The organism is Shewanella sp., assembly GCF_047975355.1.
GTDB lineage: Bacteria > Pseudomonadota > Gammaproteobacteria > Enterobacterales > Shewanellaceae > Shewanella.
Genome location: NZ_JBKEDJ010000089.1, coordinates 1 through 4,349, shown reverse-complemented (window position 1 = coordinate 4,349; position 4,349 = coordinate 1). Strand labels below are relative to the sequence as shown.

Sequence of the window (4,349 nt, the reverse complement as noted above, 5' to 3'; positions counted from 1 at the left end):
CGTCCATCTGCGCAGCACCAGTGATCATGTTTTTAACCTAGTCAGCGTGGCCTGGGCAGTCTACGGGTGCGTAGTGGCGAGTTGGTGTATCGTATTCGATGTGAGAGGTATGGATGGTAATACCGCGCTCACGCTCTTCTGGAGCGGTATCGATGTGAGAGAAGTCTTTAGCTTCACCACCGGAGGTCTTAGCCAGTACGTGAGAGATAGCTGCAGTCAGAGTGGTTTTACCATGGTCAACGTGACCGATGGTGCCCACGTTAACATGGGGCTTATTACGTTCAAATTTAGCTTTTGCCATGGTATTGCCTCAATCCAAGAGTCTTGGTGATGAAAACATACATATAGAAAAAATCCGATGCATATAAATGACATCGAACCGATTATTTAGGTATAGGAGCTTAATTCAGAAAGGCTGGTGCTGATAGGCAGATTCGAACTGCCGACCTCACCCTTACCAAGGGTGTGCTCTACCAACTGAGCCATATCAGCAACTAAATTTGGAGCGGGCAGCGGGAATCGAACCCGCGTTATCAGCTTGGAAGGCTGGAGTAATACCATTATACGATGCCCGCGCAACCTAACTAAGGCTACCTAACTACCTAGAAAATGGTGGAGGGAGAAGGATTCGAACCTTCGAAGGCGGAGCCGTCAGATTTACAGTCTGATCCCTTTGGCCACTCGGGAACCCCTCCAGTAAAATGGTGCCGGCACCAAGAGTCGAACTCGGGACCTACTGATTACAAGTCAGTTGCTCTACCAACTGAGCTATGCCGGCAAATCATTTCGGAACGGGATATTAGGTAAATGTGTGCCCAAGTGCAAGCAAAAATCGACGATTTGTTTAAAAAAAGCAATCAAATGATGATTTTTTACACTTAAATCTAGGCTGTCGTGCAATTTTTCTGCGAATACTCAAGCGTGACCAATAAACGGGGCATCGGGAATAGATTTTATATTGTCGATACTTAAGTCATGGTGTACTGTGCGATCCCTAAGCCGAGGAAAGCCAATGACGTCAAAAAATCCAATTCAAAAAGCACTCTATCTTGCCTTTGAGCGCGCGCAATGGTCTGTTTTACGGGACGCAGTGCCAATGACACTGAGTGAACAAGACTTGGAAAATTTGCGCGGTATTAATGAGAAGGTTTCCCTCTCTGAAGTAACCGATATTTACTTGCCTCTCAGTCGGTTACTGAATCTCATCGTTAAATCGAAACAACAGCGTGGCTTGGTCTTGGATGAGTTTCTCGGGCAAAAACCCTCGAGCAGTCCTTATATTATTAGCATCGCGGGCAGCGTTGCCGTGGGTAAAAGTACCACTGCACGTATTTTGCAAGCCTTGCTGCGCCACTGGCCGGAGCATCCTAAGGTCGATTTAGTCACTACCGATGGTTTTTTATATCCTTTGGCTGACTTAAAGCGCAAGGGCCTGTTGCAGCGTAAAGGCTTTCCCGAAAGTTACGACATGAAGATGTTGGTCGAATTTATTTCGGCAGTAAAATCGGGGCAAGCCCATGTGAATGCGCCCATCTATTCCCACGTGACTTACGATCGTATTCGCGGCCAGCATCAAACGGTCTCTCAGCCCGATATTTTGATCCTAGAAGGGCTCAATGTACTGCAAACCGGCTTAGATTCACCGGTAGATATACGTCGCCCCTTCGTCTCCGATTTTGTCGACTTCTCCATTTACGTCGATGCCGAAGAGCACTTATTAAAGCAGTGGTATCAGGAGCGCTTTTTGCAGTTCCGCAAAGGCGCCTTCAGTGATGAAAAGTCGTATTTTCATCACTATGCCAGCCTAACGGATGATGAGGCGAATGCAATTGCGGCTAAAATTTGGGACACGATCAACGGCCCCAATTTACAACTCAATATCCAGCCGACAAGAGAGCGGGCACATCTGATCCTGCAAAAAGGCCAGGATCACTTGATGTCCCACGTATTGTTACGCAAATAATCTATCTTGGTCTTAAACTGATTTCGCCGCCGATGAACGCTTGTGTGCCATCGGCGGTTTCAAGTAACACAGCGCCCTGCACGTCGACTCCGCGGCAAATACCATCAACATGATTTTCTCCCATGAGTAAACGGATCTCTTTCCCATAGAACAAATCAGCCGCTTGCCAACGCAGTCTGAATGCTGCCAGCCCTTCACGCTCAAATAGTTGAATGTCTTTTTTCAGTTGCTTTTGCAGCGCAATCACGAGGTCCGTTTTATTCGGCATAGTCGCTAAGGCGGATAAATCGCTCCAAGGCTGATCGATGCCTTTCCCTTGATCTTCTGACATGGCCATATTGACACCAATACCAATGATCAATTGGCATTCGCTGTCTGCCTGACCTGACATCTCAATTAAAATGCCTGCAAGCTTCTTATAATTAAGGTAAATATCGTTTGGCCATTTCACACCGATATTATCAACGCCAAAGGATTTCAATACCTCGACTAAACTACAAGCCACTACAAGGCTTAAGCCCATTGCCTGCGCCATCCCCTGTGGGAATGACCAAAACTGCGAAAAATACAGGTGATGTCCGTAGGGAGAAACCCAAGTGCGACCACGACGACCTCGCCCTGCCGACTGGTATTCAGCCACACACAAGTCGCCACTCTTAAGCTCACCCGTATGACTCAACATAAATCCGTTAGTACTAGGGATCTCATCAAAATAAAAGCAGCGATTATCAATTGACTGAATTAACCGCGCTGAGTCGATGAGGGAGATGGGGTTCGCTAGCTTATAACCACGGCCTTTGACACTGTAAATTGCCACGCCATAGCCTTCCAAAGCATCCACATGCTTACTCACCGCTGCACGAGAAATACCCAGTTGTGTCGCCAATTCTTCACCTGAGACAAAATGTTCGCTCGACAGCAATCCCAATATTTCGCGTTTTCTCACCCAGTTATCAGACATCGAGACTCGTCTCCCCAGTTAATCCCATAATTCTTGGCTCGGCTTCGAGCTTAACACCAAAAACCTCATTTACTCGCGCAATCACATGCAATGCTAATCGACAGATATCTTGGCCAGTCGCATGGCCTAAATTAACTAATACTAAGGCTTGCTTCGCATGCACGCCTGCATTACCAAGAGCAAAACCCTTAAGACCCGCATGCTCGATTAACCAACCCGCAGCCAGTTTAACCTCTCCATTGGGTTGCGCATAACCGACGATACTCGGGAAACGCGCAGCAAGCTGCATATAAGTCGCCGCGCTTACGATAGGATTCTTAAAGAAACTGCCTGCATTCCCTAGCACTTCTGGGTTAGGTAGCTTTTCGCTCCTCACCTCACAGACCCGGTCAAAAATCTCCTTTGGGGTCACTGTCTCAGCGGTAAATGATTGCAACGGACCATAGGCCAATTTCGGTTGCCAAGCTTTAGGGAGACGCAAACCAACGGCTGTAATCACAGCTTTGTCGCGTAAGCTACCCTTAAATATCGACTCCCGATAGGCAAACTCACACTCATCGACTGTAAGCCTTAGCAAGTTACCAGAGTCGAGATCCAGATATTCGACCCAATCACAAATATTGCACAGCTCAACGCCATAGGCACCGATATTTTGGATCGGAGCCGCACCAACGGTGCCAGGGATCAGCGCTAAATTCTCAAGTCCTGGCATGTTCTGATTTAAGCTGAACTGAACTAATTCATGCCAGTTCTCACCCGCCTCAACGGCAAGGTAAAAGTGAGTGTCATCTTCAGAACAGGAAATCCCCTTAGTTGAAACACGCACTACAGTGCCATTAAAATCATCGGTGAATACGATATTGCTGCCGCCACCGAGCACAAGCATAGGTCGCTTAGACTGATATAAGGATAAGCAGGTCGATTGTAGATCTGCCTTGGAATGGACTTCAATCAAGGATAAGCAGGATTGCTCCACGCCAAAAGTATTAAACGGCTTTAGCGAATATGGAAAAGACATGGTGATGTTCTGCCGCGACAAAAGCGACATTGTAAACGCTTCACCCTAGAATTGCAGCAAACTGAGGTCGATCGGTCAAAGCAGGCAGACTAATGAAGCAAGATCTTGAACAAGAGTAAAAATAACAGTGGAAGTGGCGGTTAAGAACTGCCAAAGACAAAAAAGCCAGCTTATGCAGCTGGCTTCATTGTTTAATTAGGCGCTTGGCGATGACCTACTCTCACATGGGGAGACCCCACACTACCATCGGCGCGATTGCGTTTCACTTCTGAGTTCGGGATGGGATCAGGTGGGACCACAATGCTATTGTCACCAAGCAAATTTGTTATTCACTACCCGTCTTATCTCACGCAGGCAGTAAATTAAATTCGGAAAGCTGGTTTGAGTTACACTTCTTAAGTGTTTGT

General features: G+C 47.1%; 3 protein-coding genes, 4 tRNA genes, 1 rRNA gene and 1 pseudogene. 1 reads left to right on the top strand and 8 read right to left on the bottom strand.

The features are described 5' to 3' along the window. Window positions 1-40 precede the first annotated feature (40 nt). The 5 genes and pseudogenes from ACK5NH_RS19395 to ACK5NH_RS19375 all read right to left on the bottom strand — a co-directional run. Window positions 41-301: pseudogene (locus ACK5NH_RS19395) on the bottom strand (GTP-binding protein); the annotation flags it as partial. 115 nt (window positions 302-416) lie between these two features. Then, window positions 417-492 (bottom strand) — tRNA-Thr (locus ACK5NH_RS19390). A 9-nt stretch (window positions 493-501) separates the two neighbouring features. Further along, window positions 502-575, bottom strand: a tRNA-Gly gene (locus ACK5NH_RS19385). A gap of 35 nt (window positions 576-610) precedes the next feature. Continuing rightward, window positions 611-695: transfer RNA gene (locus tag ACK5NH_RS19380), tRNA-Tyr, on the bottom strand. A gap of 7 nt (window positions 696-702) precedes the next feature. Then, window positions 703-778: transfer RNA gene (locus tag ACK5NH_RS19375), tRNA-Thr, on the bottom strand. Window positions 779-1,012: 234 nt separating this feature from the next. On the opposite strand from ACK5NH_RS19375, the gene coaA reads away from it, so the two are divergent. Further along, a complete protein-coding gene (gene coaA / locus ACK5NH_RS19370) occupies window positions 1,013-1,963 on the top strand; it encodes a type I pantothenate kinase (protein WP_011715453.1) in 951 nt (316 codons plus the stop codon). A gap of 1 nt (window position 1,964) precedes the next feature. Here the strand turns inward: coaA and birA are convergent, their stop codons facing one another. The 3 genes from birA to rrf form a co-directional block, all read right to left on the bottom strand. Further along, on the bottom strand, window positions 1,965-2,924 hold the full coding sequence (birA, locus tag ACK5NH_RS19365; protein ID WP_416922715.1) for a bifunctional biotin--[acetyl-CoA-carboxylase] ligase/biotin operon repressor BirA: 960 nt from the start codon (window positions 2,922-2,924) through the stop codon (window positions 1,965-1,967). Further along, window positions 2,917-3,942 carry a UDP-N-acetylmuramate dehydrogenase gene (murB, locus tag ACK5NH_RS19360; RefSeq protein ID WP_416922713.1) on the bottom strand — a complete coding sequence of 342 codons (1,026 nt, stop codon included), beginning with the start codon at window positions 3,940-3,942 and terminating at the stop codon, window positions 2,917-2,919. Before murB ends, birA begins: the two co-directional genes overlap by 8 nt. Before the next feature lie 201 nt (window positions 3,943-4,143). Continuing rightward, window positions 4,144-4,259: ribosomal RNA gene (rrf, locus tag ACK5NH_RS19355) — 5S ribosomal RNA — on the bottom strand. Window positions 4,260-4,349: the final 90 nt, after the last annotated feature.

Bases quoted from the DNA above. Each gene is read 5' to 3' on its own strand.
- coaA (WP_011715453.1), top strand. From the start codon at position 1,013: ATGACGTCAAAAAATCCAATTCAAAAAGCACTCTATCTTGCCTTTGAG.
- birA (WP_416922715.1), bottom strand. From the start codon at position 2,924: ATGTCTGATAACTGGGTGAGAAAACGCGAAATATTGGGATTGCTGTCG.
- murB (WP_416922713.1), bottom strand. From the start codon at position 3,942: ATGTCTTTTCCATATTCGCTAAAGCCGTTTAATACTTTTGGCGTGGAG.